Origin of the sequence: Streptomyces fradiae (genome assembly GCF_041270065.1) — a bacterium.
Taxonomy (GTDB): Bacteria; Actinomycetota; Actinomycetes; order Streptomycetales; family Streptomycetaceae; genus Streptomyces.
Window position 1 is genome coordinate 4,608,526 of record NZ_CP065958.1, and the last position, 23,196, is coordinate 4,631,721.

Annotated in this window: 25 protein-coding genes; 11 read left to right on the forward strand and 14 right to left on the reverse strand. The window is 73.2% G+C overall.

Annotated elements, in window-relative coordinates:
• Window positions 1-164 precede the first annotated feature (164 nt).
• Window positions 165-1,220, forward strand: coding sequence for a Zn-dependent alcohol dehydrogenase (locus JAO84_RS21135; RefSeq protein ID WP_370414286.1), 1,056 nt, complete (start codon window positions 165-167; stop codon window positions 1,218-1,220).
• A 20-nt stretch (window positions 1,221-1,240) separates the two neighbouring features.
• Here the strand turns inward: JAO84_RS21135 and JAO84_RS21140 are convergent, their stop codons facing one another.
• The gene (locus tag JAO84_RS21140; protein ID WP_370414287.1) at window positions 1,241-2,227 is read right to left on the reverse strand and encodes a GlxA family transcriptional regulator; all 987 of its coding nucleotides are present in this window, start codon (window positions 2,225-2,227) and stop codon (window positions 1,241-1,243) included.
• Window positions 2,228-2,302: 75 nt separating this feature from the next.
• Here JAO84_RS21140 and JAO84_RS21145 point away from each other — a divergent pair, with 75 nt between their 5' ends.
• Both JAO84_RS21145 and JAO84_RS21150 read left to right on the forward strand, forming a co-directional pair.
• Window positions 2,303-3,553 carry an MFS transporter gene (locus JAO84_RS21145; protein ID WP_370414288.1) on the forward strand — a complete coding sequence of 417 codons (1,251 nt, stop codon included), beginning with the start codon at window positions 2,303-2,305 and terminating at the stop codon, window positions 3,551-3,553.
• 87 nt (window positions 3,554-3,640) lie between these two features.
• Window positions 3,641-4,954, forward strand: coding sequence for an MFS transporter (locus JAO84_RS21150; protein ID WP_370414289.1), 1,314 nt, complete (start codon window positions 3,641-3,643; stop codon window positions 4,952-4,954).
• A 17-nt stretch (window positions 4,955-4,971) separates the two neighbouring features.
• Here JAO84_RS21150 and JAO84_RS21155 read toward each other — a convergent pair whose 3' ends face one another.
• The 5 genes from JAO84_RS21155 to JAO84_RS21175 all read right to left on the reverse strand — a co-directional run bounded on the left by JAO84_RS21155 (window position 4,972) and on the right by JAO84_RS21175 (window position 10,950).
• Complete coding sequence (locus tag JAO84_RS21155) at window positions 4,972-5,556, reverse strand: flavin reductase family protein (protein WP_265864072.1); 585 nt, start codon at window positions 5,554-5,556, stop codon at window positions 4,972-4,974.
• Between the two features lie 68 nt (window positions 5,557-5,624).
• Window positions 5,625-6,350, reverse strand: coding sequence for an enoyl-CoA hydratase/isomerase family protein (locus JAO84_RS21160; protein WP_370416828.1), 726 nt, complete (start codon window positions 6,348-6,350; stop codon window positions 5,625-5,627).
• A gap of 80 nt (window positions 6,351-6,430) precedes the next feature.
• Window positions 6,431-8,665 (reverse strand): acetate--CoA ligase family protein, encoded by a 2,235-nt coding sequence (locus tag JAO84_RS21165; protein WP_370414290.1) that lies wholly within the window; start codon window positions 8,663-8,665, stop codon window positions 6,431-6,433.
• A gap of 118 nt (window positions 8,666-8,783) precedes the next feature.
• Window positions 8,784-9,695, reverse strand: a complete 912-nt coding sequence (bla, locus tag JAO84_RS21170) for a class A beta-lactamase (protein WP_370414291.1) — start codon at window positions 9,693-9,695, stop codon at window positions 8,784-8,786.
• Between the two features lie 70 nt (window positions 9,696-9,765).
• Complete coding sequence (locus tag JAO84_RS21175) at window positions 9,766-10,950, reverse strand: flavin-containing monooxygenase (RefSeq protein WP_370414292.1); 1,185 nt, start codon at window positions 10,948-10,950, stop codon at window positions 9,766-9,768.
• A gap of 184 nt (window positions 10,951-11,134) precedes the next feature.
• On the opposite strand from JAO84_RS21175, the gene JAO84_RS21180 reads away from it, so the two are divergent.
• Both JAO84_RS21180 and JAO84_RS21185 read left to right on the forward strand, forming a co-directional pair.
• Window positions 11,135-11,584 carry a DoxX family membrane protein gene (locus JAO84_RS21180; RefSeq protein ID WP_370414293.1) on the forward strand — a complete coding sequence of 150 codons (450 nt, stop codon included), beginning with the start codon at window positions 11,135-11,137 and terminating at the stop codon, window positions 11,582-11,584.
• A gap of 13 nt (window positions 11,585-11,597) precedes the next feature.
• On the forward strand, window positions 11,598-12,008 hold the full coding sequence (locus JAO84_RS21185) for a Zn-ribbon domain-containing OB-fold protein (protein ID WP_370414294.1): 411 nt from the start codon (window positions 11,598-11,600) through the stop codon (window positions 12,006-12,008).
• Here JAO84_RS21185 and JAO84_RS21190 read toward each other — a convergent pair.
• Window positions 11,986-12,894 carry a helix-turn-helix domain-containing protein gene (locus JAO84_RS21190; protein ID WP_370414295.1) on the reverse strand — a complete coding sequence of 303 codons (909 nt, stop codon included), beginning with the start codon at window positions 12,892-12,894 and terminating at the stop codon, window positions 11,986-11,988. The two genes, JAO84_RS21185 and JAO84_RS21190, sit on opposite strands and share 23 nt — an antisense overlap.
• 150 nt (window positions 12,895-13,044) lie before the next feature.
• On the opposite strand from JAO84_RS21190, the gene JAO84_RS21195 reads away from it, so the two are divergent.
• Complete coding sequence (locus tag JAO84_RS21195; protein ID WP_370414296.1) at window positions 13,045-14,901, forward strand: glycoside hydrolase family 15 protein; 1,857 nt, start codon at window positions 13,045-13,047, stop codon at window positions 14,899-14,901.
• On the opposite strand, the gene JAO84_RS21200 is transcribed toward JAO84_RS21195, so the two are convergent.
• Window positions 14,898-15,527 carry an NADPH-dependent F420 reductase gene (locus tag JAO84_RS21200; RefSeq protein ID WP_370414297.1) on the reverse strand — a complete coding sequence of 210 codons (630 nt, stop codon included), beginning with the start codon at window positions 15,525-15,527 and terminating at the stop codon, window positions 14,898-14,900. The two genes, JAO84_RS21195 and JAO84_RS21200, sit on opposite strands and share 4 nt — an antisense overlap.
• A gap of 100 nt (window positions 15,528-15,627) precedes the next feature.
• Here JAO84_RS21200 and JAO84_RS21205 point away from each other — a divergent pair, with 100 nt between their 5' ends.
• Both JAO84_RS21205 and JAO84_RS21210 read left to right on the forward strand, forming a co-directional pair.
• Window positions 15,628-15,999, forward strand: a complete 372-nt coding sequence (locus JAO84_RS21205) for a winged helix-turn-helix transcriptional regulator (RefSeq protein WP_370414298.1) — start codon at window positions 15,628-15,630, stop codon at window positions 15,997-15,999.
• A 71-nt stretch (window positions 16,000-16,070) separates the two neighbouring features.
• Window positions 16,071-16,307 (forward strand): hypothetical protein, encoded by a 237-nt coding sequence (locus JAO84_RS21210; RefSeq protein ID WP_370414299.1) that lies wholly within the window; start codon window positions 16,071-16,073, stop codon window positions 16,305-16,307.
• 93 nt (window positions 16,308-16,400) lie between these two features.
• Here JAO84_RS21210 and JAO84_RS21215 read toward each other — a convergent pair whose 3' ends face one another.
• Entirely contained in the window at window positions 16,401-17,024 is a 624-nt protein-coding gene (locus tag JAO84_RS21215; RefSeq protein ID WP_370414300.1) for an HAD-IA family hydrolase, read from the reverse strand.
• Between the two features lie 98 nt (window positions 17,025-17,122).
• Here JAO84_RS21215 and JAO84_RS21220 point away from each other — a divergent pair, with 98 nt between their 5' ends.
• The 3 genes from JAO84_RS21220 to JAO84_RS21230 all read left to right on the forward strand — a co-directional run bounded on the left by JAO84_RS21220 (window position 17,123) and on the right by JAO84_RS21230 (window position 19,249).
• Window positions 17,123-17,914, forward strand: a complete 792-nt coding sequence (locus JAO84_RS21220) for an alpha/beta fold hydrolase (protein WP_370414301.1) — start codon at window positions 17,123-17,125, stop codon at window positions 17,912-17,914.
• A 202-nt stretch (window positions 17,915-18,116) separates the two neighbouring features.
• Window positions 18,117-18,989 carry an oxaloacetate decarboxylase gene (locus JAO84_RS21225; RefSeq protein WP_265864075.1) on the forward strand — a complete coding sequence of 291 codons (873 nt, stop codon included), beginning with the start codon at window positions 18,117-18,119 and terminating at the stop codon, window positions 18,987-18,989.
• Entirely contained in the window at window positions 18,986-19,249 is a 264-nt protein-coding gene (locus JAO84_RS21230; RefSeq protein ID WP_370414302.1) for a hypothetical protein, read from the forward strand. Before JAO84_RS21225 ends, JAO84_RS21230 begins: the two co-directional genes overlap by 4 nt.
• 91 nt (window positions 19,250-19,340) lie before the next feature.
• Here JAO84_RS21230 and JAO84_RS21235 read toward each other — a convergent pair whose 3' ends face one another.
• The 5 genes from JAO84_RS21235 to JAO84_RS21255 form a co-directional block, all read right to left on the reverse strand.
• Window positions 19,341-19,532, reverse strand: a complete 192-nt coding sequence (locus JAO84_RS21235) for a hypothetical protein (protein ID WP_370414303.1) — start codon at window positions 19,530-19,532, stop codon at window positions 19,341-19,343.
• A 94-nt stretch (window positions 19,533-19,626) separates the two neighbouring features.
• The gene (locus JAO84_RS21240; protein ID WP_370414304.1) at window positions 19,627-20,139 is read right to left on the reverse strand and encodes a DinB family protein; all 513 of its coding nucleotides are present in this window, start codon (window positions 20,137-20,139) and stop codon (window positions 19,627-19,629) included.
• Between the two features lie 17 nt (window positions 20,140-20,156).
• Window positions 20,157-22,064, reverse strand: a complete 1,908-nt coding sequence (locus tag JAO84_RS21245; protein ID WP_370414305.1) for a protein kinase — start codon at window positions 22,062-22,064, stop codon at window positions 20,157-20,159.
• A 122-nt stretch (window positions 22,065-22,186) separates the two neighbouring features.
• Complete coding sequence (locus JAO84_RS21250; protein ID WP_370414306.1) at window positions 22,187-22,609, reverse strand: DUF1992 domain-containing protein; 423 nt, start codon at window positions 22,607-22,609, stop codon at window positions 22,187-22,189.
• A gap of 128 nt (window positions 22,610-22,737) precedes the next feature.
• Window positions 22,738-22,941, reverse strand: a complete 204-nt coding sequence (locus JAO84_RS21255) for a cold-shock protein (protein ID WP_046908818.1) — start codon at window positions 22,939-22,941, stop codon at window positions 22,738-22,740.
• Between the last annotated feature and the right edge of the window lie 255 nt (window positions 22,942-23,196).

The window sequence follows — 23,196 nt, forward strand, 5'->3', positions numbered from 1 at the left end:
CCCCGGGCCGTGCCCGGTTCGCTCGGGTGGCCGGGACCGGGGCAACGCCCCAGGTCCTTGGGGTCTCGCCGGGCCCGCAGGGCTCGGCGGTCTCGTCAGAGTTTCGGGAAGGGGTGGGGTGGGGGAAATCCCCAGGCCCCGCCCACGACGGAGGTGCATGCAGCATGAGAGGCGTCGTGTTCGACGGCAAGGAGGTCCGGGTCGTCGACGACCTGGAGGTTCGCGAGCCCGGACCTGGCGAGGTGCTCGTCGGCATACGGGCCGCCGGGCTGTGTCACAGCGATCTGTCCGTCGTGGACGGGACGATCCCGTTCCCCGCGCCCGTCGTCCTCGGACACGAGGGCGCCGGGGTCGTCCAGGCCGTCGGGCCCGGCGTCACGCATGTCGCGCCCGGCGACCACGTCGCGCTGTCCACGCTCGCGAACTGCGGCGCCTGCGCCGACTGCGACCGGGGCCGGCCCACCATGTGCCGCAAGGCCATCGGCAGGCCCGGCCGGCCGTTCTCGCGGGCCGGAACCCCCCTCTTCCAGTTCGCGTCCAACTCCTCCTTCGCCGAGCGGACCGTCGTCAAGGCCGTCCAGGCGGTGAAGATCCCGGAGGACATCCCGCTCACCTCCGCCGCCCTCATGGGCTGCGGCGTCCTGACCGGCGTCGGCGCGGTCCTCAACCGCGCCAAGGTCGCCCACGGCGAGACCGTCGTCGTCATCGGCACCGGCGGCATCGGCCTCAACGTGATCCAGGGCGCGCGGATCGCCGGCGCGCCCACCATCGTCGCCGTCGACACCAACCCGGCCAAGGAGGACGTGGCCCGCCTCTTCGGCGCCACGCACTTCCTGACGTCGACGTCCACGGACGCCGTACGGGACGTGCTGCCCACCGGCGCCGACCACGTCTTCGAGTGCGTCGGCCACACCGGACTCGTCCGCACCGCGATCGACCTGCTCGACCGGCACGGCCAGGCGATCCTGCTCGGGATGACCGCGCCGACCGCCGAGGCGAGCTTCCCGCCCGCCGCGATGTTCCTGGACAAGTCGATCCTCGGCTGCCGCTACGGCTCCTCGCGCCCGCAGAAGGACATCGCGCTGTACGCCGAGCTGTACCGCTCGGGCCGCCTCCTGCTCGACGAACTGGTCACCGCCACCTACCCGGTGGAGGATTTCGCGCGGGCGGTGGAGGACGCGGAGCAGGGGAAGGTGGCGAGGGGCGTGCTCACGTTCTGACCCTCGGACCCGCGCCCGGCTCAGACGGCCGGCGCACCCGCCGTCGCCGTACGGAAGGTGCGCCGGTACGCCGTCGGCGTCACCCCGATCGCCGCCTGGAGGTGCGTCCGCAGCGACTGGGCGGTGCCGAAGCCGGCGTCGCGGGCGATCTGGTCGACCGGCAGGTCCGTGGACTCGAGGAGGTGCCGGGCGCGCTCCACCCGCTGCTGGGTGAGCCACTGGCCGGGGCTGACGCCGACCTCGTCGCGGAAGCGGCGGGTGAAGGTCCGTACGCTCATCGACTCCCGTACGGCCAGGTCGCGCAGCTGGATCGGCTCGTGGAGGTGGGCGAGGGCCCAGGCCCGGGCGGCGGTCGTGGTCGAGCTCCCCGGCTCGGGCACGGGCCGCGCGATGTACTGCGCCTGCCCGCCGTCCCGGTGCGGCGGCACCACCGTGCGCCGGGCCACCTCGTTGGCGACGGCGGTGCCGTGGTCGCGGCGCACGATGTGCAGGCACAGGTCGATCCCGGCGGCCACCCCGGCCGAGGTCAGCACGTCCCCGTCGTCCACGAACAGCACGTCCGCGTCGACCCGCACCTTCGGGAAGGCCCGCTGGAAGTGCTCGGCGGAGGCCCAGTGCGTGGTCGCCGGGCGCCCGTCGAGGAACCCGGCCGCGGCGAGCACGTACCCGCCGGTGCAGATGGACACCAGCCGCGTGCCGGGCCGGATCCGCGCGAGCGCGGCGGCCAGCTCGTCGGTCAGCCGCCCCTCCTCGTACACCGGCCCCAGCTCGTACGAGGCGGGCACGACCACCGTGTCGGCGGTGGCGAGCACCTCCGGGCCGTGCTCGACGTGGATGGCGAAGTCGGCGTCCGTCTGCACCGGTCCGGGGACCGGGGCGCAGGTCACGATCTCGTACAGCGGCCGGCCCGCCGGGTCCTTGGCGCGGCCGAAGATCCGGTGCGGGATGCCGAGTTCGAAGGGGAGGAGCCCGGGCAGGGCGAGGACGGCGACGCGGTGCGCCCGCATGCTGGACTCCCTTCGGAAAGCGGTTGCGTAAAGCAGTGGTGGTCCAGACCACCTTGCTGGTACGTGTGTGTGTTCGTGACGGACAACACGTACAAGTCTGAGACCGCCGCGCAGATTCCCCGAGGGGACTCCGCGCCGCCCGCGCTCTGGAACCGTAACTTCCGGCTCTTCTTCGTCGCCCGCGCCGTCGCCGTCCTCGGCGAGGGCATGGTCCCGGTCGCCTTCGCGGCCGGACTCATCGGCGCCGGCCACTCCGGCTCCTCCGTCGGCTACGCGCTCGGCCTGTGGACGGCGGCCTTCGCCGTCTTCGTGCTCTTCGGCGGGGTCCTCGCGGACCGTTTCACCGCCCGCCGGATGATGATCATCGCCGATCTGCTGCGCCTCCCCGGGGCGCTGCTCCTCGCGGTCGCCTTCGCGCTCGGCAGCCCGCCGCTGTGGGCGGTGTACGTGCTGTCCGCCGTCGCCGGTGTCGGCGCCGCGCTGTTCCAGCCGGGCGTCGCGTCGACCATCCCGCGCATCGCACCCGACGTGCAGCGGGCCAACGCCGTGCTGCGGGTCGTCGAGGCGCTGATGACCATGGCGGGCCCGGCCCTCGCCGGTCTGCTGGTCGCGCTCTGGAACGCGGGCGCCGCCTTCGCCGTCAACGCCTCCACCTTCGCCGTCAGCGCCGTCTGCTTCGTCCTGCTGCGCGTCGCCCCGGTGCCGTCCGACGACGCCCCGCGCGGCTCGCTGCTCGCCGAAATGGCCCTCGGATGGCGGGAGTTCCGGGCCCGCAGCTGGCTGTGGGGGGTCATCGCGATCTGGACGGTGTACGGCCTGACGGTCGCCGGGCCGATGGTGCCGCTCACCGCGAGCCTGATCACCGAGGAGTACGGCTCCGCCACGTACGGCGTGCTGATGGCCGTCAACGGCGCGGGCAGCGCCGTCGGCGGCCTCCTCGCGCTCCGGCTGCGCCCGGTGCGCCCGCTCGCCGCCGGCGCGGTGGCGCTGCTCGGCCTGCCGGTGAACCTGCTGCTGCTCGGGACCGGGGCGCCGGTGCCGCTGCTGCACACGGGCGCGTTCCTGGCGGGGGCGGCCTTCGCGTTCTGGCTGGTGATGTGGTCGACGTCCGTCCAGACGCATGTCCCGCAGGACGCGCTGAACCGGATGCACGCGTATGACGTGGCCGGATCGCTGCTGATGATGGGCGTGGGGCGGGCGCTTTCGGGCCCGGTGGCGGTGGTGGTGGGGACGGAGCGGGTGCTGCTCGTGGGGGCGGGGATCGCGGTGATTGTGGTGGGGGCGTTGCTGGTGGTGCGCCCGATCAGGACGCTGCCGCGACTCTGACCCGGCCAGGGGTCGTGGCCCGATCCGTTGGAAAGCTGTCATTCGGGCCAATGGTGGGAGGGCGGGGTGCTCGGGATCCTTGATGACGTGACCCAGACAACCGAGACCCCCGCCGCCGCCCGTACGCCCGACGGCCCCGTCCGTACCCCTCGTATCCACCGCGCGTGGTTCGTCGCGGCCGTCACCTTCGTCACGATCATCGGCGCGGCCGCCTTCGCCTCGCTGCCCGGGCTGCTCATCGAGCCGCTGCACGAGGAGTTCCACTGGTCGCGGGGCACGATCGGCTTCGCGGTGTCGGTGAACCTCGCGCTGTACGGCCTGACGGCGCCGTTCGCCGCCGCGCTCATGGACCGGTTCGGCATCCGCCGGGTGGTGGCCGTGGCGCTCACGGTCATCGCGGCCGGTTCGCTGCTCACCGTATGGATGACGGCGGCCTGGCAACTGGTCCTCTACTGGGGCGTGCTCGTCGGCCTCGGCAGCGGCTCCATGGCGCTGGCCTTCGCCGCGACCGTCACCAACCGCTGGTTCACCGCCCGGCGCGGTCTGGTCACCGGCATCCTCACCGCGGCCGGCGCCTCGGGCCAGCTGGTCTTCCTGCCGCTGCTGTCGTGGCTGGTCGAGCACCACGGCTGGGAGCCGGCGGCCGTGACGGTGGCGCTCGCCGCGCTCGCCGTCGTCCCGTTCGTCTGGCTGCTGCTCCGCGACCACCCGGCGGACGTCGGGCTCGCCCCGTACGGCGGGGAGTACGCGCCGAAGCCCGCGCCCGTCACCGGCGCCGCCCGCCGCGCCGTCACCGTCCTCTTCCGCGCGGCCCGCACCGGCCCCTTCTGGCTCCTCGCCGGCACCTTCGCGATCTGCGGCGCCTCGACGAACGGCCTGGTCAAGACCCACTTCGTACCGGCCGCCCACGACCACGGCATGCCGGTCACGGCGGCCGCCGGGCTCCTCGCCGTGATCGGCGTCTTCGACGTCGTCGGCACGATCGCCTCCGGCTGGTTCACCGACCGCTTCGAGGCGCGCCGCCTGCTCGCCGTCTACTACGCGCTGCGCGGCGTCTCGCTGCTCTTCCTGCCGATGCTGCTCGCACCGGCCGTGCACCCGCCGATGCTGTTCTTCATCGTCTTCTACGGCCTCGACTGGGTCGCCACCGTCCCGCCCACCATCGCGCTCTGCCGCGAGCACTACGGCGAGGACAGCGCCATCGTCTTCGGCTGGGTCCTCGCCTCCCACCAGGTCGGCGCCGCCGTCATCGCCTTCGCGGGCGGCCTGGCGCGGGACGTCTTCGGCTCGTACGACATCGTCTGGTACGCCTCGGGCGCGCTGTGCGCGGCGGCGGCGCTGATGGCCCTGGTGATCCGGCGGAAGCCGGAACCGAAGCCGGAGCCGCTCGCGGCGGTATAGGGCGGCCGCCCGAGGACCTAGCCGTCGAAGCGGCCGAACCGCCCCCGGTGGAAGAGCAGCGGGTCGCCGGTCTCGTCCGTCGCCCCCAGGGCCTCCACGCGGCCCACCACGATCAGGTGGTCGCCGCCCGTGTGGACCGCGGCGATCTCGCAGTCCACCCAGGCCGGGGCGCCCGGCAGGCGCGGGGAGCCGGTGGTCGGGGCGGGGGTCCAGGGCACGCCCGCGAACTTGTCCGCGCCGCTGACCGCGAAGGCGCGGCAGAGCGGGCCCTGGTCCGCGCCGAGGATGTTCACGCAGAAGCGGCCCGCGCGGGCGATGCGGGGCCAGGTGGTCGACGTACGGGCGACCATGAAGACGACCAGGGGCGGGTCGAGGGAGAGCGAGGCGAAGGACTGGCAGGCGAAGCCCGTCGGGCCGGTCTCGTCGACCGCCGTGACGATCGTGACCCCGCTCGCGAAGTGGCCGAGGACGCGGCGGAACTCCCCCGGATCGACGGGCATCCGCTCGTCGTCCCGCACCGCCCGGAGCGCCGGGCGGGGGAGCGGATCCACGGCCGTGGGCGCCCCGGCCGACCTGAGGTATCGGACGGCGGTGGCCGCCATCCCAGCGTGTCCCATCATGCCCCTCATTGAAGCTGACGGACCGTCAGAAGAGAAGGGTGTGACGGCGGCTACCTGCCCTCGTACGACGGCGTCCGCCGCTCCACGAACGCCGCCACCCCCTCCTGCGCGTCCCGCGTCGTCATGCACAGCTCCTGCGCCGTCGCCTCCGCCGCGAAGGCGCCGGCGCGGTCGGTGGACAAGGAGGCGTTGACGAGCTGCTTGGTGAGGGCGAGGGCCCGGGTGGGGCCCTGGGCGAGGCGTTCGGCCCACTCGCGAGCGGTCTTCGCCAGATTCTCGGCCGGGACCACCCGGTTCACCAGGCCCATCGCCCGCGCCTCCGCCGCCGGCAGCGCGTCGCCGAAGAACATCAGCTCCTTCGCCCGCTGCGGGCCGATCAGCCGCGGCAGCAGATACGCCCCGCCGCCGTCGGGCACGATCCCGCGCCGTATGAACACCTCAACGAACTTCGCCGACTCGGCGGCGAGCACCAGGTCGCACGCGAAGGCCAGATGCGCCCCGATCCCGGCCGCCGTGCCGTTCACCGCCGCGATCACCGGCTTCTCGCAGTCGAGGACGGCGGCGATGAAGCGCTGCGCGCCCCGCCGGATCATCCGGGCCACGTCGCCCTGCACCCGTTCCCCGCCCGCCGCCGACGGCCCGCCGCGCAGGTCCGCGCCCGCGCAGAAGCCCCGGCCGGTGGCCGTGATCACCACCGCCCGGACCGCCGGATCGGCGGAGGCCTCGGCGAGGAGCGCGATGATCCGCTCCCGCTGGTCCCAGGTGACCGCGTTCATCGCCTCCGGGCGGTTGAGCGTGATCCATGAGACGCCGTTCTCGGCGGAGTGCAGAACGTCCGACACGCGAACCCCTTCGACTACCGGCAGACCGCGAGCGCGTCCAGGGCCACCGCCCCCTGCCCCCGCGGCAGCACCATCAGCGGATTGATGTCCAACTCGGCCAGGTCCCCGTCGAGTTCGAGCGCCATGCGCTGCACCCGCAGGACCACCTCCACCAGCGCGTCCAGGTCCGCAGGCGGCGCCCCCCGCACCCCGTCGAGCAGCGCCCGGCCGCGCAGCTCGCCGAGCATGTCGCGGGCCTCGCGCTCACCGAACGGCGGTACGCGCACGGCCGCGTCGTTCAGGACCTCCACCAGGACCCCGCCCAGACCCACCGTGACCGTGGGCCCGAAGAGCGCGTCGTGCGTCACGCCCACCACCATCTCGACCCCGCGCCCGACCATCTGGCACACCAGGATGCCGTCCAGGTCGATGCCCTCGTAACGGGCGATGTCCGTCAACTCCCGGTAGGCGTCCCGGATCTGGCTCGCCGAGGTCAGTCCGACCTTCACCAGGCCGAGCTCCGTCTTGTGCGCGAGCTGCGGGCCGGAGGCCTTCATCACGACCGGGTAGCCGACGAGCCCGGCCGCCCGTACCGCCGCCGCCGCGCTGGTCACCAGCTGCTCGCGGGGCACCCGTATCCCGTACGCGCGGAGCAGCTGCTTCGCCGCGTGCTCGCTGAGCCGGTGGCCGGGCCGCATCAGGGCCTGCGCCTTGCGCAGGGACGGGGACGGGGTGCGTGGGGCCTCGTCGAAGGGGGAGCGGTAGCCGGTGGTGAAGCGGTGGTGGTCGAGGTAGGCCTTGACCGCGCCGATGCAGTTGCCGAAGGTGCGGAAGGTGGCGACGCGGGAGGAGCCGAGGAGGGTGGTGCGGTAGGCGTCCTCGGTCCCGACCGGCGACCCCCACACCACGCACACCAGCTTGTCGGTCCGCTCGGCGGCGTCGACCAGGTCCTGGGCGAGCTTGTCGCTCATGGGCGGGAAGGGGCCGGTGATCGGACAGATCAGCACCCCGACCGCCGGGTCGGCGAGGATCGCGTCGATGATCTTCCGGCCGCGCCAGTCGCCCACCGGGTGCCCGCCGTTGTCGACCGGGTTTGCCACGCTCAGGTACTCCGGGATCCACTGGTGCAGCTCGTCCTGCCGGGCCTGCGAGAGCGTGGGGAGGGTGAGCCCCGCCGCCGTGGCCAGGTCGGAGAAGTGGGCGCCGGTGCCGCCGGAGATGGAGTAGACGACGACCCCGTCCGCGACCGGCTTGCGGGCCCGGGCGAGCAGCGCGGCGGTGTCCTGGAGCTGGTCGAGCCCGTCGACCCGGATCACCCCGAACTGGCGCATGGCCGCGTCGACGACCTGGTCCGCCCCGGTGAGCTTCCCGGTGTGCGAGGCGGCCATCCGGGCGCCGGCCTCGGTGCGGCCGACCTTCACGGCGACGACGGGCACCTGGTTGCGGGCTGCCTGGTCGGCGGCGAGCAGGAACGACCGGCCGTCCTTCAGCCCCTCCACGTAACAGGCGATGGCCCCGACCTCGGGCCGGTGCGCGAAGTACGAGATGAAGTCGGCGGTCTCCAGGTCGGCCTCGTTGCCGGTGGGCGCCCAGTGCGAGAGCCGGACGCCCAGCTCCTGCAGGGTGAACACGGGCCTCCCTTGGTGCCCGGACTGGGTGATGAGCGCAATGGCCGGCCCGTCCAGATCCTCCCGGAAGCGCTCGAAGGCGTTGAGGTTGGTGTTGGGGCCGAGGAGCCGGATCCCGGAGCGCTCGACGGCCGCCGCGAGCCGCTCCTGGGCGCGGGCGCCCGCCTCGCCGGTCTCGGCGAAGCCGGACGCGAAGACGACCGCGAACTTCACCTTGGACTCGGCGAGTTGCTCGATCACCGGGAGGGGATCGGCGACGAGGAGCACGGCCAGGTCGACGGGCACCCCGAGCTCGTCGAGCTCGGCCACGGACGGCACGCAGTCGATTCCGAACACGGCGGTACGGGTCGGGTGCACGGGCACCACCCGCGCCCCGACCCGCCCGGCCCAGTCGAGCAGCTGCCTGGTGATCCCGGTGTTGGGCCGCCCCTCGGTGTCCGAGGCCCCGACCACCGCCACCACCTCGGGCCGGAAGAACCGGTCGAGCTCGGGCACCGGCGCGTACAGCGGGCGCCCGCTGACGTCCGTGTCGCCCTCGACGGCGGTGACGCCGTGCACGACGGTCCGGTCGGGCTGCTCCCCGCAGGCGACGACCCGCGCCCGGAGATCGGTGGTGAAGGTCCCGTGAGTCGATCCCAGCATCGTCGTCCGCACCGCCCGTCCCGAACACCGAAAACCGATCTGACGATGAGTCAGATTACTCAACTGACGGTAAGTCAGGAATAGGCGTGCGGAAGCCGAGTCCTCGGGCCGGGCAGGACTAGCCCGCGCTCACCGCGTCCGCCAGGATCCCCGCCGCCCGCGCCACCAGTACGTCGTCGGCCGCCGCGTCCTCGGCCGGCTTCGTCGTCAGGACCGTCAGGACCACCGGCGGGCGCCCGGGCGGCCAGGCGACGCCCGCGTCGTTGTTGCCGCCGTAGCGCCCGCCGCCCGTCTTGTCGGCGACGGTCCAGTCCGCCGGCAGGCCCTTGCGGAAGCGCTGCCCGCTGGTCGTGTTGGCGAGCAGCCAGCCGGTGAGCAGGCGCCGGTCGGCCGGGGCGAGGGCGTCGCCGAGGACCAGGCGGCCGTACGTACGGCCCAGGGCGCGCGGGCTCGTCGTGTCCGTCGTGCGCCACGGCTCGGCCGAGTTCAGCTCGGGCTCCCAGCGGTCGAGGCGGGTCACCGGGTCACCGACCGAGCGGGCGAAGCGGGTGATCGCCGTGGGGCCGCCCAGCTCGCGGAGCAGCAGATTGGCGGCCGTGTTGTCGCTGTGGGTGATCGAGTACCGGCACAGCTCGGCGACCGTCATCCCGTCGCCGACATGGTCCTTCGTGATCGGCGACCAGCCCGAACGCGTCACGTCCTCCTGCGTGTAGCGGATGCGCCGGTCCAGGAACTCCCCGTCCCGGTCGAGGTCCCGCAGCACCGCCGCCGCGCCGAGCGTCTTGAACGTCGAGCACATCGGGAAGAGTTCGTCCGCGCGGTACGTCACCAGGCGCCCGCTCCCGGTGTCGTAGGCGTACGCCCCGAGGCGCGCCCCGTGCTCCTGCTCCAGGGCGCGTAACCGCTGTCGGGCCCGGCCGTTCTCGCGGGGTGCGGCATGGGCGGAGGTGGCGGGCAGGGCGGCCGCGAGGGCCGCCCCGGCGCCGGCGGCGAGGACGGTCCGGCGGGTCGTCGTGAGGTCGGGGCGCATGATCGGGTGCCTTTCGAACGGAGATCGGTCAGCTCCGAACCTACGGCGCCCGGGCACGCCAAGTCGTCCGCTACGCCCGGCGTTTCGCCAGCCGCCGGGCGATCCGGCCCGCGATCCGCTCCGCGTCGAGCGCCATCTCCCGGAACATCCCGCTGATCGGATTGGTGAACCCGGTGAAGTACAGCCCCTGCGGCAGTGCCGCCTTCCCGGCTTTCCCGGCCTTCCCGCCCTTGCCGGCGCCCGTGACCGGCCGCCCGCGCTCGTCGAGCACGCCGAGGTGCCCGAGCAGCGGCTCCAGGGCCCGGCGGTAGCCGGTCGCCGCGACGACCGCGTCCGGGGTGATGCGGGAGCCGTCGGCGAGGACGACCTCGCCGCCCTCGAAGGAGTCGACGGCGGCCACCGGCTCGACCTTCCCGGCGCGTACGGCCGCGACCAGACCCACGTCCTGCACCGGGATCGCCCCGGCGCGCACGCGCGAGTAGAGGCCGCCGGTGGGCCGGGGCAGCCCGTACGCGGAGAGGTCGGCGGTCATGAAGCGGCCGAGCAGCCCGGTCAGCCGGTCGACCAGGCCCACCGGGAGCCGGCGGATGAGGATGCCGCTGCGCTGGGTGGGCCACCCGAGGGTGGAGCGGCGCACGATGTACGGGGGCGTGCGCACCGCGAGCCGGACCCGGGCGGCGCCGCCGTCGGCCAGGTCCGCCGCGATCTCCGCGCCGGTGTTGCCCGCGCCGACGACGAGGACGTCCCGGCCCTCGTACGGCGCGGGGTTGCGGTACGCGCTCGCGTGCACGAGCTCCGCCTTCGCCGTGTACGTGTCCAGGCCGGGCCAGTCGGGAAGCCGGGGCGTGTGGTTGAAGCCGGTGGCGACCACGACGGCGCAGCCGACGAGCCGCCGCCCGCCCGTCGCGTGCAGGATCCACTCCTCCTGCTCCTGCTCGATCCGGGTCACCTCCACCCCCGTCACGATCTCCAGATCGTGGAACTCCGCGTACTTCTCCAGGTAGCGCACCACGTCCGCGCGGGCCACCCACCGTCCGAAGGAGCGGGGTATGCGCAGGCCGGGCAGCGAGGAGAGGCGCCGGGTGGTGTGCAGCCGCAGCCGGTCGTAGTGGTGGCGCCAGGAGGCGCCGACGGCGTCCGACTTCTCCAGGACGACGGCCCGTACGCCCCGCGCGCGCAGGGCGGCGGCGACGGCGAGGCCGCCGGGGCCGGCGCCGACGACGTAAACGGGGTGGGGCTGGGGGGTGACGGTCATGAATGCTGAGCGTAATGACGCGTACACGCCGTGGGTCTCGGTCAAGAGGGAGTTCGGTTGCGAATCGATCACGCTCGCAGAGGTCTGGCAGCGGTCTGACAGAGGTCTTGCGGAGATGTGTCGGGATCCGGTGAACTGACGGTCTGTCAGTTTTCCTTGTCCCGGGCTCGGGGAGGCACGGCACATGCAGACGATCTGGCTCACCGGCGCCGAATGGCTCGCCGTCCTCCGCATCGGCCTCGGCCTGTGGTGGCTGGAGAGCTGGCGCCACAAGGACAAGAAGGGCTGGTTCGAACGCGGCACGGGCATCGCCTGGGCGGCGGACGTCGCCGGCAAGCACAAGTGGGCGGCGGTGCGCACCGGCTTCCGGAGCGTGGTGACCCCGCGCCCCAAGCTCATGGCGTACGTGGTCGTCTACGCCGAACTCGCCCTCGGCCTCGGCCTGGTCACCGGCCTGCTGACCCCCGTCGCCCTCGTCTGCGGGCTGCTGCTCAACCTCCTCTACCTCGTCCTGATGATCCACGACTGGGCCGAGCAGGGGCAGAACGCGATGATGGCGCTGATATCGGTCGTCGCCCTCTTCGCGATGTCCTGGCAGACCTGGTCCCTCGACCACGCGATCGGACTCTTCTGATGGGACCCCTCCGATGACAGCGACGCCGGACGTCGACGCCTTCACCCGGCCCTACTGGGACGCCGCCGCCGAGGGCCGGCTGCTGCTCCGCCACTGCACCGCCTGCGACCGGCCCCACCACTATCCGCGCGAGTTCTGCCCGCACTGCTGGAGCGAGCAGGTCGAATGGCGCCGGGCGGAAGGGCGCGCGGTGCTCTACACCTGGTCCGTCGTGCACCGCAACGACCTCCCGCCGTTCGGCGACCGCGTCCCGTACGTCGCCGCCGTCGTCGACCTCGCCGAGGGCCCCCGGATGATGACCGAGATCGTCGACTGCCCGGAGGCGGAGCTCCGGATCGGCATGGACCTGGAGCTCGCCTTCAGGCCGGAGGGCGAGAAGGGCGAGTTCCAGGTGCCGGTGTTCAGGCCCCGGCGCTCCCGCTGACCCGTTCGCCGGTGCGCTCGACGGGGATCCACAGCTGGGAGTCCGTGTTCGTGCCGATCTCCACCGGCTGGGTCCGCAGCAGCTCCGGACCCGGCCGGCTCGTGTACGGGTTGGACGGGAACCACTGCGTGAACACGTCCCGCCACAGCTCCTGCAGCGCGCTCGGGTACGGGCCGTGGTCGTCGAAGACCGCCCAGGTCCCGGCCGGCACGTCGAGGACGTCGAGCGCGTCGGAATCCTCCGTGGGCCGGCTGTCCGGGCCGGTCGCGACGCCGATCCAGTAGTCCACCTCGGCGCCCTCTTCACGGCTCTCGGACAGATGCTCCACGGCCGACAGGACCCCCGCCGGCTCCCGGTCGGACAGCGCCTTCATCCGTACGATCGTCTCCACGCCCAGGCTCTCCACCAACGCGGCGCCCGCCGGGTTCACCCCCTCGTGGACGAGCGGGATCCGGGCCTTCCGCCCGACCAGACGGAACGCGTCCTGCTCGACGATCCGGTATCGCATGCTGCTGCTCCCTTCGATGACGACTCGGAAGGACATCCGCGGCTGCGAGACGAGCGCGGCTCCGGCGCGCCGGGCCTCGCCCGGCCCGATGCCGTGCACGGAGCGGAACGCGCGGGCGAAGGCCTCGCCCGAGCCGTAGCCGTACGACACGGCCACGTCCAGGAGCGTCCGCTCGCCGGACAGCACCTCGGCCCCGGCCAGGGTCATGCGCCGGCGCCGTACGTACACCGAGAGCGGCATCCCGGCGAGCGCCGAGAACAGGCGCCGGAAGTGGTACTCCGAGGTCGCCGCGATCCGCGCGGCCTCGGCGACGTCCACCTCGCGGTCCGCGAGATGGCGCTCCACATGGTCCAGCGCCCGGTTCAGCCCCTCCAGCACGTCAGTCCCTCCGCCTGTCCTTCCACCCCGGTTCTTCCGGGGTGTCTTCACCGTAGGAACCCCCACCCTCCCAGCACCCGACGATCCGTGCCCGGAACGATCGGGTTCCCGCGCGGTGCGGTGTGCGGCGCTGTGCCCGATAGTGGAAGCGTGAAGCGGTACCCGCTCATCGCCGCGCACGGCCTGGTGGGCGACCTTCAGACGTGCGCGCTCGTCTCGGACGAGGGCGTCGTCGACTGGTTCGCGGTGCCGCGCTTCGACTCCCCGGGCGTCTTCTCCGCGCTCCTCGACCACGACCGCGGCGGCTGGTTCCGCCTGTCCGTCGATGCCGTCGACGGCGGCGGCGAGGTGACGACGAAACAGCTCTACTACCCCGACACCGCCCTGCTCGTCACCCGCTTCATGTCCCCCGACGGCGTCGGCGAGTTGATCGACTGGATGCCGCCCGACCGCACCGGCCGCGCCACCGACCGGCACGCCATCCTGCGCGTGATGCGCTGCACCCGCGGCACCGTCACCTTCACCCTGGAGTGCCGGCCGCGCTTCGGCTTCGGCCGCGACCCGCACGAGACCACGCTCGACGGCCCCACCGCCGTCTTCCGCGCGCCCGGCATCGCCGCGTACCTCCAGTCGAACGTCCCCCTTGAGCGGGACGGCGAGTTCGACGTACGCGGCCGCCTCACCCTCACCGAGGGCGCCGTCGCCGGCGCCTCCTTCACGGTGACCGGCCCGCAGGACCCCGCCCCGCCGCTGCCCGGCCCCGAGGAGGCCGAAGCGGCCCTGTGGGACGCCGTCGACTTCTGGCAGGGCTGGGTGCGCACGGCCCGCTACCGGGGTCGCTGGCCCGACATGGTGCACCGCTCCGCGATCACCCTCAAGCTCCTCACGTATCTGCCCAGCGGCGCCCCGATCGCCGCCGGCACCCTCGGCCTGCCCGAACTCGTCGGCGGCGAACGCAACTGGGACTACCGCTACACCTGGATCCGCGACGGCTCGCTCGCCGTCCGGGCCCTGCTCGACCTCGGGTTCGTGGACGAGGCGGCGGCGTTCACGGACTGGCTGACCGACCGCGTGAAGGAACGCACCGAGACCGCGGAGGCCGTGCGGCCGCTCCAGATCATGTACCGGGTGGACGGCGACCCGTGGCTGCCCGAGGAGATCCTGACCGACTTCGAGGGCTACCGCGGCTCCGCGCCCGTACGCGTCGGCAACGGCGCCGCCGACCAGCTCCAGCTCGACATCTACGGCGAGGCCCTCTACGCCCTCGCCCAGGGCCGCGGCCTCGACACCCAGCCCACCCACAAGGGCTGGCGGGCGGTCTCCGGGCTGCTCGACTGGCTGGCGAAGTCCTGGGACGAACCCGACGAGGGGATCTGGGAGACCCGGGGCGGGCAGCGCGACTTCACCTTCAGCCGGGTGATGTCGTGGGTGGCCTTCGACCGCGGCCTGCGGCTCGCCGAGGAGTTCGGCCGCCCCGCCGCCCTCGACACCTGGCGCACGGCCCGCGACGCGATCTACGCCCAGGTCATGCAGCGCGGCTGGAGCGGCAGCCGACAGGCGCTCGTCCAGTACTACGGCGGGGACGTCCTCGACGCGTCCCTGCTGCTCATCCCGCGCTCCGGCCTGCTCAGCCCCACCGACCCGGCCTGGCTGAGCACCCTCGACGCCATCGAGCGCAGCCTCGTCCAGGACAGCCTGGTGCACCGCTACGACCCCGCCGCCTCCCCGGACGGCCTGCGCGGCGCCGAGGGCACCTTCAGCCTGTGCACCTTCCTGTACGTGGACGCGCTCGCCCGGGCCGGCCGGGTGCGGCAGGCCCGTTTCACCTTCGAGAAGATGCTCACGTACGCCAACCACGTCGGCCTCTTCGCCGAGGAGATCGGGCCCAGCGGCGAGCAACTCGGCAACTTCCCGCAGGCGTTCACCCATCTCTCGCTGATCATGGCGGCGACGACGCTGGACGAGGCGTTGGACGCGAGGGAGGCGGGAGCCGGACCTTCGCGCTAGCCCAGCGGCGGGGCGATGGCCTGGACGTCGGCGCCCTCGCCGACCCAGAGCGCGATGAAGAGTGCGGCCGTGGCCTCCAGGAGGCCCGCGCGGTCCAGGCCGCCGCCCGCGAACGGCGTGCAGCCGAGGTCCGCGACCAGGGTGCGCACTCGGGCGACGGCGGCCTCGTCGTCGCCGCAGACCGGGACGGCGAGCGGCCGCCCGTCGAAGACCGGCGGGCTCAGCCGCCACACCCCCTCGTGGCAGAGGTTGAAGGCCTTCACGACCCGCGCCTCCGGTGCCGCGTCGGCCAGCTGCCGCGCGGCCGACGGACCGCCCTCCGTCAGGAGCTCGAAGCCCGGCCCGACGGGGTTGGAGCAGTCGACGAGCGTCCGGCCCGCGAGGGCGGTGCGCAGCTCCCGTACGACGCCGGCGCCCGCCCCGTACGGCAGGGCGGCCAGGACGACCTCCCCGAACTCGGCGGCCTCCCGCAGCCCGCCGCCCCGCGTCCCGTCCCCGATCCGTGCGGCCAGCCCGGCCGCACGCGCCAAGTCCCGCCCGCCGATGGTCACTTCGTGCCCTGCCCGCACCCACTGCGTGGCGAGCGCGTCGGCCATGTTGCCCGTTCCCAGGACGCCGATCCGCATGCTGGTTCCCCTCTCTCCGTCGGCTTCTCCGTCGGCCTCTCCGTCGGCCGATGAGCCGATGACACCGACGCTAGAGAGCCGCTCGGGCACCATTCGGTACGTGACGCCCGACGACTTTCTCGCGGACTGCCGCGCCCGCCTCGCCTTCGACCTGCTCTCCAACACCTGGAACGCGGTGGTCCTCTGGGCCCTCCGTGACGATCCGCAGCGCCCGGTCGAACTCCGCGACCGCATCGGCGGGATCAGCTCCAAGGTCCTCAACGAGACCCTCCGCCGCCTGCAGTTCAACGGCCTGATCGACCGGAGCCCCCGACCCGGGGCGTCGCCCCCGCACGTCGCCTACGCCCTGACCCCGCTGGGCCGAACCCTGCTGCCCGCCATCGACCTGATCGGCGCGTGGGCCTTCGAGCACGGGGACGAGGTGATGGCCGCGCAGGAGAAAGCCGGAGGGGAAGGGGTGTCTGCGCCGTGACCTTGTCGTTATCCACGGCGTATCGATCGCCGGGCCCGCGCCCGGTCGTCCCCCAGAGAGGCAGGATCCCCATGAAGAAGCTGAAGGCCGCCGCCGTCGTACTCGGTTCCCTCGCCGTCGCCGGTGCCGTCGCGCCCGCCGCGAACGCCGCGGAGTCGGCGCTGCCGCTCGCGCAGGTGACGGACAGCGTCGGCGGCGTCGGCAACGTCACCAAGACCCTGCCGCTGGACGGCGCGACGACCTCGGGCCTCGGCAACCTGCCGGTGAAGAGCCTCCCGGTCCTCGGTGGCCTGCCCATCGGCGGCTGAGTCTCCGCAGCGCGACACCACGTTGTCACTCCCGGGCCCGGGGCGAGGCGCTCACGACCTCGCCCCGGGCCCGCGCGCGTCAGGGGCGCCGGCTCACACCCAGGCCAGGATCTCCGGCGCCGCCTCCGCGAGCGTCGCGAAGTGCCGCTGCGAACCCTCCGCGGCCGTCGCCGTGTTGACGGTCCAGACGGTCATCCCGGCTGCCCGCCCCGCCCGTACGCCGGACGGCGCGTCCTCGATCACCAGACACCGCGCCGGGTCCGCCCCGAGGATCTCCGCCGCCCGCAGATACGGCACGGGCGACGGCTTGCCCTCCGCCACCGACGCCGCGTCCACCACGACCTCGGGCACGGGCAGCCCGGTCCGCTCGAACCGCCCCCGCACCCGGTGCTCGTAGTTCGACGTCACCAGCGCCCAGCGCCCGGTGGGCAGCGCCCGCAACAGCTCGCCGGCCCCGGCGAACGCCCCGTACACCCCGGTCCGCACGTCCTCGTCCTCCAGCGCGTGCAGCAGCGCCAGACACTCCGCCGGATCCGCCCCGGGCGCCACGGCCGCGAACGTCTCCACCGGCCGCGTGCGCAGCGCGACGGCGTACACCTCGGCCCCGTCGAGCCCGTGCCGCCCGGCCCACGCGTGCCAGACGCGGCGCTGGTTCTCGACGGCGTCCATGAGGGTGCCGTCGACGTCGAAGAGGACGAAGTTGCTCTCGCTGGTCATTCGGGGAGGGTACTTCGATGAGTTTTCGGGGCCGGCGCCGTCTACCCCTCGTAAGCCAAGCCAAGCCAAGCCGACGGCCGCACGGAGGAGACGAAGCGATGCCCTACGCCGATGTCAACGGAATGTCCCTGTACTTCGAGGAGCACGGCACGAGCGAGGACACCGTTCCGCCGCTCGTCCTGCTCCACGGCGGCTTCGGCGCCGGGGAGATGTTCCAGCCGCTGCTGGCCGCCGGGCTCGGCGAGGGGCGTCGGGTGATCACCGTCGATCTGCAGGCGCACGGGCGGACGCCGGACGTCGTCGGCCGGCCGATGTCGATGGAGGCGATGGCCGACGACGTGGCCGGGCTCGTGAAGGAGCTCGGGCTGCCCGCCGTCGACGTCCTCGGCTACTCCCTCGGGGCCGGGACCGCCGCCCGGCTCGCGGTGCAGCACCCGGATCTGGTGCACCGGGTCGTGCTGGTGTCGATGCCGGCGCGGCGCGAGGGGTGGTTCCCGGGCGTGCGGGCGCAGATGGACGCGATGCACGAGGGCGCGGCGGACGCGCTGAAGCAGTCGCCGATGTACGAGCTGTACGAGCGGCTCGCGCCGCGGCCGGAGGACTGGCCGGTGCTCGTCGAGAAGGTCGCGTCGATGAACCGCCGCGACTACGACTGGACCGAGGAGCTGAGCGGGGTCACCGCGCCCGTGCTGCTCGTCTTCGCCGACGCGGACGGGATCAGCCCGGCGCACATGGTGGAGTTCTACGGGCTGCTCGGCGGCGGCCACAAGGACCCGGGCTGGGACGGCGCCGACCGGCCCGCGTCCCGCCTCGCCGTGATCCCGGGGGCCACGCACTACGACCTGATGTTCTCGCCGCTGCTCGTGCCGGTGGTGCGGTCGTTCCTGTGACGGACGGACGGACGGACGGGCCGGACGCACGCGGTGACGATTCCGCAGGTGAAAGCCGTCCGCCTGGAGAGTGAGTAAAGCGCTCCTCACGGGATTTTCTGCCGCTTCTCCCGAAAACATCTGGTTTTGGCAAAGAGCCAGCGTGTCGACGACACGTCAGCAGCACCAGAAGCATCAGAGGGAGACAGAGTCAGTGGTTCACATCGGTTACGGCAACGAGCTCAGGGCGCGGATCGCCGCGCCCGGCACCACCCCGCTCATCGGGGTCTACGACATGTACTCGGCGTCCGTCGCGGCCGAGCACTACGACGGCATGTTCGTGTCCGGCTTCGGCTTCGCCGCCTCGTACTACGGGCTTCCGGACATCGGGTTCATCGCCTGGCCGGACATGGTGGCCTTCGTGCAGCGGCTGCGCGGCGCGTTCCCGCGGCACCACCTCCTGGTGGACATCGACGACGGCTACGTCGACCCCGAGGTCGCCTGCCACGTCGTCGAGGGCCTGGAGCGGATCGGGGCCTCCGGGGTGATCCTGGAGGACCAGAAGCGGCCGCGGCGGTGCGGGCACGCGGACGGCAAGCAGGTGCTGCCGCTCGACGAGTACCTGGCGAAGCTGGAGATGGTGCTGCAGACCCGGCGGGACATGGTGGTCGTGGCGCGGACGGACGCGACGGACGAGGACGACATCCTGCGGCGCGCGAAGTGCCTGGCGGCGACGGACGCCGACGTCGTGCTCGTGGACGGGGTACGGAGCGTGGAGTGGATCCGGCGGATCCGTGACGTGGTCGACGGCAAGCCGCTGCTCTTCAACCAGATCGCGGGCGGCAAGTCGCCGCGGCTCTCGCTCTCCGAACTCTCCGAGCTCGGCGTCGACGTGGCGATCTACAGCACGCCGTGCCTCTTCGCCGCGCACCAGGCGATGGACTCGGCGCTCGCCGAACTCAGGTCGGCGGACGGCCGGTTGCCCTCCTTCGACCCGGACCGCGGCGTCGGCGTCGCCGCCTCCACCCGCCTCCTGGAGCGCAACATCACCCGCCACCACGAGCACCACGGGGACCGTGAGCGGGTGGGCGCGTGATCCGGCTGAATGCCAAGGCCCTGGGGCTCGCCGCCGCCCTGCTGGCCGCCGGCGCGGCGCCCGCCGCCGCGAGCGGCAGCCTCGTCACCGTGATCGACAACTCCCACTCGCAGAACGAGACGGACGCGTTCGTGGAGATCGACCGCGCGGCCAACGTCCAGTACGGCAGCAGCGGTACGGCCGGCAGTGACCACGACGGCAGCGCGGTCGAGGCCGTCCAGGCCCTGGTCGGCCGCATCGGCGCCCCCGACGACGCCTAGCCCTGCTCGTACGTACGAGAACGGCCGGACACCGCCCTCGTGGTGTCCGGCCGTTTCGCGCTGGTTCCGTCAGCCGCCCGTCAGTCGCCCGTCAGTCGTCCAGGAGGTCCGGCAGGCCCAGCTCGTTGAGCTCGACGGGCTCCGGCCCGTCCTCCAGGACGACGGCGGTGGCGGTGGTGGCCGGGGTGGCGGCGTACGCCGTGGCCGTGCCGCCGAAGGCGAGCAGCCCGGTGGTCAGGGCGAGGGCGGCGACGAGGCCGCGGGACGTGGTGGTGAGGTTCATGCCCGGGGAACGACCCGGCCCGCCCGACGGTCACGCAGCGTTACCGCAGGAGAGCGAGAGGCGCCCGCGGACCGTCCGAGCGCCCCTCCGAGCGCTAGGCGCCCCGCCGCTCGACGACGCCCCGCGCGTACGCCGCCTGCCCCGCGTGCTGGTTGTCCTCGGCGATGACGCTGACGAGCCGGACACCGAGGGTGACGTGCGGAGTCCAGCGGGTGTCGACCACGCGGTCGAGATCGGCGTTGGTGAGGGAGGCGAGGTGTTCGAGGGTGCGGGCGTGCACCGCGTCGTAGTAGTCGAGGAGCAGTTCGGCGGGGGCGCGGACGGCGGCGACCTGGGCGCTGCTGTGGCCGAAGCCGGTGGCGTCCTCGGGGAAGGGGAGGCCGAAGCGGCCGGAGAAGCCGTCCGAGGTCCAGATCTGCTCCGTGCCGAACGCGTCGGCCACATGGTCGTCCTGAATCCGCGTCAGATGCCAGACCAGCCAGGCGATCGAGTTGGCGTCGGGGTCGACACGGGCGGTCAGCTGGTCGTCCGACAGTCCCTCGACGGCCTGGTGCACGGCCTCCTGGACCCGGCCGAACGCATCGGTCAGAAGCTCGGCGCTCTTCATGGCGTCACGGTACGCGCTCAGGCCCGCTCGTAGTGGTAGCCCTCGCCGTGGGCCGGACCGACGTCGTGGGTGAGGCCGGTCGGCACGGCGAGGACGAACGCGGACGCGTCGCCGTTCGTGCAGGACGGGTAGCCGCTGGACCTGGCCTGGTCGAGGATGGCGCTCCCCAGGTTGACGCGCTTGCCGCCGTCGGTGACCGAGACCAGCTTCGCCACGTGCTCGCAGTGGGCGCCGTTGATCTCCGTGATCATCCGGGCGGCGATCTGGCCGGGAGCGACGCGGTAGAGGTAGACGGTCTTGGGCTGGCCGATGTTGTACGCGCTCGTGTACGTCCAGGTGCCGACGAAGCCCGACGGGACCTGGCCGCTGCTGCTCGGCGCGGTGGTCTTCGCGGGCGCCGGGGCCGGCGCGGGCTTCGGCGCGGCCGTGGTGGCGGTCGCGGGCGGCCTGGGCTGCGTACCCCCGCCGGAGGAGCCCCCGGAGGCGCCACCGGAGACCGTACCCCCGACGCCGGGATCGGCCGGCGGCTCCTGCCCGCCCGGGGGCACGGTGGCGGTGCCGCCGGGCGGGGGAGCGGACGTGGGGCCGGCGGTCGTGGTCGCGGGCGGGGCGGAGCTCTGGGCGCCGGACGAGGTGCCGGGGGCGCCCGGGGTGCCGCCGGGGGTGGCGGGGGCGCCCTGGAGGTCGCGCTGGCGGGCGTTGTCGTCGATGAGCTTCACGACGGTGCCGCTGATGCCCAGGACGACGAAGACGGCCGCGACGATCGTCCAGATCCGGGAGGCACGGCGCGGCTCGCGGCGCACGGCGACCGGGGTCGCGCCCACCGTGCCCACCGCGTCCGGGGTGTCCCCGGCCCCCGGGGCCTTCGGGCGCAGCCCGACCGTCCCCGTATCAGGGGTCTCCGCCTCGGTCTCCGCCTCCCGCTCCAGCTCCTCCGACAGCGCCTCGACATCGAGCAGCCGGGCCGCCTGCCGGGCGAGCCGGGCCACAAGGTCGGGCGGCAGCCACGCCCCGCCCGCCACCGGGCCGTGCCCGGACTCCTCGCCCGGGAGGGCGGGGTCGGCGAGGAGCGCGGCGATGGTGGGGCGCTCGGCGGGGTCCTTGATCAGACAGCGGGCGAGGAAGGCGCGCAGCGCCTCGGACTCCACCCGGTCGAGCTCCGGCTCGGCCTCCACGATCCGGAACATGATCGCGTGCTGGTTGCCGGCGCCGTGCCCGAACGGCAGCCGCCCGGTCACCGCGTACATCAGCACGCAGCCGAGCGCGAAGACGTCGGCCGCCGGGCCCAGGGACTCGCCGCGCACCTGTTCGGGGGCCATGAAGCCGGGCGAGCCGACCACCATGCCGGTGCTGGTCAGGAGCGATTCGACGGAGGGCTCCAGGGCCCGCGCGATGCCGAAGTCGATCACCTTGGGGCCCTCGACGGTGAGCATCACGTTGGACGGCTTGAGGTCCCGGTGCAGGATCCCGGCGCCGTGGATGCCCTGGAGGGCCCGCAGCAGGCCCAGCGCGAGCGCCAGGACCGAGTCGGCGGGCAGCGGCCCGTGCTCCCGGACCACCTGCTCCAGGGACGGCCCGGGCACGAAGCCGGTGGCGACCCAGGGCCGGTCCGCCTCGGGGTCGGCGTCGAGGACGGGCGCGGTGTAGTGCTCGCCGACCTTCCGTACGGAGGCGATCTCCCGGCGGAACCGGGCCCGGAACTGCGGGTCCTGCGCGTGCTCGGCGTGCACGACCTTGACCGCGACGGTCCGCCCGCCCCCGGAGCGCGCCAGATACACCCGCCCCATCCCGCCGGACCCGAGCCGCCCGAGCAGCCGGTACGGGCCGATGACCCGCGGATCGCCGGCCCGCAGCGGCTCCATCCCGCTGCCGCCCGCGTCCCCGTTTCCGCCCGTGGGCGTGGTTTTCCCGTTCTCGCCGCTCATGCCGGTCCGGTCCCCCTGGTCGTCACACCTGATGCATGGTCAAGTCGAACGCGCCTCAGGGTAGATGAGGGCTCAGGAGGAAGGGATGGCGGTTCCGGACGGGCCGGCCGGGCGCTGTCCGGCTATCGCCCGGGGTGCGCCTTTCGCTCGGGGTGGGCTTTGCGCCACTCCTCGAGCGCCGCGTCCACGTCGAACGGGCGCAGGTTCAGCGGCGGGCCGGCCGGCGGGCGGACCAGGGCTTCGGCGATCTTGGTGTTGATCTCGCCGAGGATCCGGCGGAGCTGGGACTCGGAGCCGGCGGTACGGGCCGCCTCGGCCGCGTCCTCGGCCTCCTTGCGCAGGGCCAGGGCGGGCGGCAGCGCGGCCATGCCCTCGCGGTGCATCTTCTGCTTGATCCACCACAGCTCGTCGTACGGCGCGGTGTCGTCGCCGAGGGGTTTGCCGAAGCCCTCCAGGCGGGCGAAGTCCCCGCGCTCGGCGGCCTCGCGGATCTGCTTGTCGACGAATGACTCGAAGCTGACTCCGGGCGGTTTCCGTTCGGTCATGCGTCCAGCGTACGACCCGGTGCACGGCCCGGAAACGGGCAGGAGCCCCGCTCGTGCGCGTCGCGCGCACGGAGCGGAGCTCCTTGGGTACAGCTCTAGAGGATCGCGATCGTCGACCCCGGGGTCACTTAGACCGGGGTGACGTTCTCCGCCTGCGGGCCCTTCGGGCCCTGCGTGACGTCGAAGTTCACCTGCTGGTTCTCCTCGAGGGAGCGGAAGCCAGAGGCGTTGATCGCGGAGTAGTGGACGAAGACATCCGGGCCGCCGCCTTCCTGGGCAATGAAGCCGAAGCCCTTTTCAGCGTTGAACCACTTCACGGTTCCGGTAGCCATGAGCCCTCCTATGGGCCAAAGGGTCGCCCTGCTCCAGAACCTGCAACCAAGTCTGAAAACTACAAAAGCCTGCGGGTCACATGCTCCGCAGGCTCTGTACTGCAAGGGAAACCAAACTGCAACTTGCGTCGAGCGTAGCACGCAGCGTGCGCGAAGCGGTAGAGGGAAAGATCACGTCACTCACATGTTTGACGGGGCGGCGCGCCAGGCGCGGCCCCGGCGATGTCCACCGTACGAGACGGGTCTAGCCTCGCG

What these genes read in the sequence shown, in the direction of transcription:
- JAO84_RS21135 (WP_370414286.1), top strand. Translation starts at nt 165, where the DNA reads ATGAGAGGCGTCGTGTTCGACGGCAAGGAGGTCCGGGTCGTCGACGAC.
- JAO84_RS21140 (WP_370414287.1), bottom strand. Translation starts at nt 2,227, where the DNA reads ATGCGGGCGCACCGCGTCGCCGTCCTCGCCCTGCCCGGGCTCCTCCCC.
- JAO84_RS21155 (WP_265864072.1), bottom strand. Translation starts at nt 5,556, where the DNA reads ATGGCGGCCACCGCCGTCCGATACCTCAGGTCGGCCGGGGCGCCCACG.
- JAO84_RS21160 (WP_370416828.1), bottom strand. Translation starts at nt 6,350, where the DNA reads ATGAACGCGGTCACCTGGGACCAGCGGGAGCGGATCATCGCGCTCCTC.
- JAO84_RS21165 (WP_370414290.1), bottom strand. Translation starts at nt 8,665, where the DNA reads ATGCTGGGATCGACTCACGGGACCTTCACCACCGATCTCCGGGCGCGG.
- bla (WP_370414291.1), bottom strand. Translation starts at nt 9,695, where the DNA reads ATGCGCCCCGACCTCACGACGACCCGCCGGACCGTCCTCGCCGCCGGC.
- JAO84_RS21175 (WP_370414292.1), bottom strand. Translation starts at nt 10,950, where the DNA reads ATGACCGTCACCCCCCAGCCCCACCCCGTTTACGTCGTCGGCGCCGGC.
- JAO84_RS21180 (WP_370414293.1), top strand. Translation starts at nt 11,135, where the DNA reads ATGCAGACGATCTGGCTCACCGGCGCCGAATGGCTCGCCGTCCTCCGC.
- JAO84_RS21185 (WP_370414294.1), top strand. Translation starts at nt 11,598, where the DNA reads ATGACAGCGACGCCGGACGTCGACGCCTTCACCCGGCCCTACTGGGAC.
- JAO84_RS21200 (WP_370414297.1), bottom strand. Translation starts at nt 15,527, where the DNA reads ATGCGGATCGGCGTCCTGGGAACGGGCAACATGGCCGACGCGCTCGCC.
- JAO84_RS21210 (WP_370414299.1), top strand. Translation starts at nt 16,071, where the DNA reads ATGAAGAAGCTGAAGGCCGCCGCCGTCGTACTCGGTTCCCTCGCCGTC.
- JAO84_RS21215 (WP_370414300.1), bottom strand. Translation starts at nt 17,024, where the DNA reads ATGACCAGCGAGAGCAACTTCGTCCTCTTCGACGTCGACGGCACCCTC.
- JAO84_RS21220 (WP_370414301.1), top strand. Translation starts at nt 17,123, where the DNA reads ATGCCCTACGCCGATGTCAACGGAATGTCCCTGTACTTCGAGGAGCAC.
- JAO84_RS21235 (WP_370414303.1), bottom strand. Translation starts at nt 19,532, where the DNA reads ATGAACCTCACCACCACGTCCCGCGGCCTCGTCGCCGCCCTCGCCCTG.
- JAO84_RS21240 (WP_370414304.1), bottom strand. Translation starts at nt 20,139, where the DNA reads ATGAAGAGCGCCGAGCTTCTGACCGATGCGTTCGGCCGGGTCCAGGAG.
- JAO84_RS21245 (WP_370414305.1), bottom strand. Translation starts at nt 22,064, where the DNA reads ATGAGCGGCGAGAACGGGAAAACCACGCCCACGGGCGGAAACGGGGAC.
- JAO84_RS21250 (WP_370414306.1), bottom strand. Translation starts at nt 22,609, where the DNA reads ATGACCGAACGGAAACCGCCCGGAGTCAGCTTCGAGTCATTCGTCGAC.
- JAO84_RS21255 (WP_046908818.1), bottom strand. Translation starts at nt 22,941, where the DNA reads ATGGCTACCGGAACCGTGAAGTGGTTCAACGCTGAAAAGGGCTTCGGC.